The sequence below is a fragment of the Limnofasciculus baicalensis BBK-W-15 genome, from assembly GCF_024178385.1.
GTDB lineage: Bacteria > Cyanobacteriota > Cyanobacteriia > Cyanobacteriales > Coleofasciculaceae > Limnofasciculus > Limnofasciculus baicalensis.
This window is the reverse complement of the sequence record NZ_JAMZMM010000442.1, coordinates 1-4,361: the sequence shown is the minus strand read 5'-3', so window position 1 is coordinate 4,361 and position 4,361 is coordinate 1. Positions and strand designations below refer to the sequence as shown.

General features: G+C 42.4%; 5 protein-coding genes. All 5 read right to left on the bottom strand.

Annotation, left to right across the window (positions count from 1 at the left end; genetic code table 11):
* Positions 1-46: 46 nt before the first annotated feature.
* The gene (locus NJ959_RS26195) at positions 47-466 is read right to left on the bottom strand and encodes a hypothetical protein (protein WP_254014698.1); all 420 of its coding nucleotides are present in this window, start codon (positions 464-466) and stop codon (positions 47-49) included.
* A 103-nt stretch (positions 467-569) separates the two neighbouring features.
* The gene (locus tag NJ959_RS26190) at positions 570-929 is read right to left on the bottom strand and encodes a hypothetical protein (protein ID WP_254014697.1); all 360 of its coding nucleotides are present in this window, start codon (positions 927-929) and stop codon (positions 570-572) included.
* Positions 922-1,119, bottom strand: a complete 198-nt coding sequence (locus NJ959_RS26185) for a hypothetical protein (RefSeq protein ID WP_254014696.1) — start codon at positions 1,117-1,119, stop codon at positions 922-924. Before NJ959_RS26185 ends, NJ959_RS26190 begins: the two co-directional genes overlap by 8 nt.
* 38 nt (positions 1,120-1,157) lie before the next feature.
* Positions 1,158-1,358: a plasmid partition protein ParG gene (locus NJ959_RS26180; RefSeq protein ID WP_254014695.1), complete on the bottom strand. Its 201-nt coding sequence runs from the start codon at positions 1,356-1,358 to the stop codon at positions 1,158-1,160.
* Positions 1,359-1,732: 374 nt separating this feature from the next.
* On the bottom strand, positions 1,733-4,123 hold the full coding sequence (locus NJ959_RS26175; RefSeq protein ID WP_254014694.1) for an NACHT domain-containing protein: 2,391 nt from the start codon (positions 4,121-4,123) through the stop codon (positions 1,733-1,735).
* Between the last annotated feature and the right edge of the window lie 238 nt (positions 4,124-4,361).

The following is a 4,361-nucleotide window of genomic DNA, read 5'->3' as shown; positions in this document are numbered from 1 at the left end:
GGGGTGGGGGGGGGTGGAGTTCGATGGAGATTGCCTTTTGTTAACCCTAAGATAAATGTTTCCGTACTGTTCCCTCTGCCACCTGACTCATTCCGGGGAGGCGTGGTGACTTACCCTGCCACAAACGCACCATCAATCCCAGACTGACTAAAAAATAACCCGATGTGAACATAGAGTTAATAAATAATAAACGTAGGCTCCAGAAATCTGCAAGCTCTGCTCCTGACCATAATAAAATGTAGCCTAGGAGCCAGGTAAAAGCCAAGGTAATTGACAAACGACTTACTGCTTGTTGCGATCGCGTACCATTCCGGTGGTACAGTGTCCATAGTGCTGGGAAAAAGCCAATTACTGGTAGCAGGTAGATAATGAGCTGTAAGCGCTTTATTTCTTGATTTTCTAAAGGATCGACGATCGGGGATGGGGGTGGTAAATTTTTATTTGGCTGGAGTTTTTCCTCTGTCATTGGTTTTGCTGCTTCCTGATTAAGGGGAAAGTTTTAATTTTATAAGACAATGTTTTATGATACTTCCCCTTCGGGGTACGCCCGCCTCTGGAGAAGCACAAACCTAAACAGCTTCAGCAACTAGCGACTTAACCCGATTGAGCTTCTCCCAGTTAGGCTCAATCGGTTGGTAAGAGCAGTAGCAAACTATAATTCGCTGCTCGGTGTCTGGGGATGAGAAGTGATGGATTTTGGTTACAACCCAATCTCCATATTTGCCATGACTAGCCCCATTACCTGGATCTTCGAGATTTTCGTATTCTCGGAAGCGTGAGCCTATTTGAGGAAAATCCTTTCCTGACCAATCCCACTCCTCACTCAGTATATCGGTAAGAGATTGGGACGGTGTAAGTTTCCTATCTTCCCATCCGCGATCGCTCATTGTCTCGGTTTTATAAATAATCCAGGTTTCAGGGCTAGTCATAGCGCTCATCCTCAAATGAAGTTTGTTTGCCGTAGAAAATACAGTCGATTTTAAGGATTGAATCCTTTGTTTGTCTGGTATCTTTCAATTTCCACCCATATTTTTGACCCATCTCTTTACATTTAATCGGATCTGTGACTGAGTGGACGTTTTCTGAGGTCGATTCATCCGGTTGTGGTTGATTTGTCATCCCTTTGCTTTTCGCTTTCCGCCAGCGCTAGGAGTCGCTTAGGGTTGTTCGTCTGTAGGTATGTTTTCAATGGCTTTTAGCAATTCATCGGTTGAGTTTTCCTTTACCCATTTCACAATCGCCTGTTGAGCGCCATCACTCATGCTCAACCCCTTAATTGCGCAAATTACGTCGAATTGACGTTTCAGGCTCTCATTAATGGTGATATTCAGCCTTTCGTCTCGTTTAATTTTGGGCATAGTGTTTTTGCATAACTACTCCCCATTTTTACATCTGCGATCGCCCCCTATCGTCTTTGTCTTAAATACAGAATTATGTATTTGTTGATTTGTGTATTACCATAGCATGGATATTGCCCACCCTACAGAAATCGCGGCGATTGGAAATCGCGGCTACACAAACAAAGTCCGCCTGCGCAGACTAATAGAACCCGCGAAGGCAGGTTTTGTCTGTGTAGATGCGGTTTCAACCGCTAATAGAACCCGCGAAGGCAGGTTTTGTCTGTGTAGATGCGGTTTCAACCGTCCAATTGAGATTGGTGTTTAAGCTATTAGACAGAGAATTTATTCTCTGGCGGGTTTTTGGGGTTATTAAACATGGTGCAAGATCTCAGTTAGACTTTCAGCAATTTTTCCTCAAGGAGCGAGCGCACTTCTGGATTCAGCTCATAACTGCTGTTGAGACAATCCACAAGTAACTGATTTGCCTCATAGTACTGCCAGAGCGATCGCGTTTGTTCGGTGCTGAAGTCCCAAATATGACCGATATGATAATGTTCGTGGAGGATAGCGATCAATTTCTCTGTCCATGTTTGCTGATTTTCTGACCACCAAATATGAATTTGTTCTGGCTCTTTTTCTGGTTGATGGATCTGTATTTTTAGCTTTTGTATAGATTCCTGCAACTCTTTTATTCGAGACGGTATTAGAGCTAAATCAAAATGAATGATACAGTTAATTGTCTGCTCTATCAGAGAAAACCTGTTTAAGGCTGGGATCGGATAAATATCCGCGAATTTACTATTAAAGTTAAAGCCAATGTCACGGTGTAGATCAAAATTTGGATCGAGGGCGAGAGCTAAGGAAAGACAACGTGAGAGTGGTAATTCTGATTTGTGAGAAAAAGGATTGTTCCCAGAGTCTGGATTAAGGGCAATCTTCAAGTACTCGTTAAGGGTAAGGGTTAGGGAAAAGTAAAATGCTCGCACTGCTACTGGTTTGTATTTAACTGAGACTGACTGAGATTTACGATCAATCCATCCCAGAAATTGTAGTAATTTATCATCGGGAATCAGTAGCTGATTGATTTCTTCCTTCATCAGCCAGATTAAATCGTCTACCCGTCGTAACATCCCAGCAGCTAGTAAAAAAATTTCCCGCCAACGTTTCCTGGTGATGTGGGTTACGAGTTGCTCTAATGCTTGATTACTATCATTAACAAGATCGTTGGTTGTGGTAATATGTCTGGCGGTGAAGTATTCTTGAAAGGTGAGATGAGAGAAGGAGTAAATGCGGCGGGCTCTCTCTACTAATAATCCATGTTGCCGCTCAATTGATTTCAAAACCGCTTCGCTATCGATTTGTAAGGCTACGGGGTCACTTTTGGGATCGGGTAACTGGCGGAGATAGTCAATAATATGTTGCTGGACTTTGTTTTGTGCAAATAAATAATCTTCTTGTTCAAAGGTTTTTGCCCCGAGCTGGTTCAAAAGTTTAATCTTGTTAACAAGAGACAGATTATAATAGGTTTCATCTCGTCTCACGCCTTTTGATCGATCCCATTTGACGAGTAAAATTTCCAATCCTTCCTCATACAGTTTGGCATGTTGGGTAGGAAAACTAGCTTTGGATTGGAAGACGGAACAAATAAGATTGAGTAAGAGTGGTGTTGCCGCTAATTCGCGAATTTTTCGGTTGTCTGGATACTTTAGCTGTTCAATGAATTGAGATGCCTTTGTTAATCCTGCTCCTTGGTTATTGCTAGAAGTAGCGACAAAGTACTTTTGAGCAAAATTGGTAATTTGGTGGTTGGTAAAATCAGCAATTTCTACCTCTGTAAATCCCTGAAAGCGGTATTGATGGGCAGCAAGACGACAGGTGATGATAAATTGATTTTTGTAATATCGCTGGGATAACCGACGGATTTCTGTAATGACGCGATCTTTTTCTGCATCTGGCACTTCATCTAAGCCATCTAGCAAAATTAGCAGTTTGCCATGACGGAGTAAGGCTTGAAAATTCTCAGCTAAGATATCATAGAGATCTAATTCTTGGCTTATGTAGTTTTCTAAGCTGAATGCGCTTTGCTCTTTAGCATCTTCCACAAAGTCTTTCAGCTCAATATATATGGGGAGTAAATGGGGTTGAAATGTCCCCCGATTGCACTGAAGAGCGATAAATTTTAAAAAGGTACTTTTCCCCGTACCTGGCTTACCTAGTATCATCAGTTTGAAGTATTTAGTTGCGGCTTCGATTGCTAATACTCGTTCTTGAGCGATATGATCTGAGTGAAATGGGGCTAAAGTGTCACGATCTGAATCGAGAGGGATGCTTTTCTGTAAGTCGGTAATTTCTAACCAGCGTCGGTTGGGGATGTCTTCTAGAATGTAGGCATCAATGTAAATATGAGCTAAATCGATCGGTTGAGGTAGTTCTAATAGCTGTAAGGTACTACACTGAGCGTCTATTTTGTCATGATATAGCGATCGCGCTTCTTGGACTAAAGCATCGATATCAACCGGATTCTCTTGATTGTGTCTCATCGTGGTGGGTGTAGAAAGCTTCCTCTCAACGGCAATTTCTTGCCAATCGAGGTCAAGTTGACAGCATATCTCAATAAATACACGCCGATCAACTGGTTTCCCCGCTAAAAATCTGCCCACGGATTGACGAGTCTTTAACCCCACTCCTGTGGCAAGTAATTCTTGCGTCAATCGCTTGTGTGCCATGGCTTCCCTGGCTTTAATTATCCCTGTCGCAGAGGCGTAGAATGATCTAGCTATCATAGATTTTGACCTCGAAATCGCTGCACCAAAAATTCCTTAAATTGTATTACTCAATGGAAAAATGGGGATTGGGTTGCCATCCCATCAGCTTATGTAAGTTTATTCTAGAGAAGATAGGGAACATTTCCCTAGCAAATCTTTACCAAAAATTTACCAAATAGGGGGTAGAGGGTAGGGTGGAGGGGCTACGACAGTAAGGCAGAGGGTAAAAGGAACAAAGGTTTCTACTCTCTTCTTT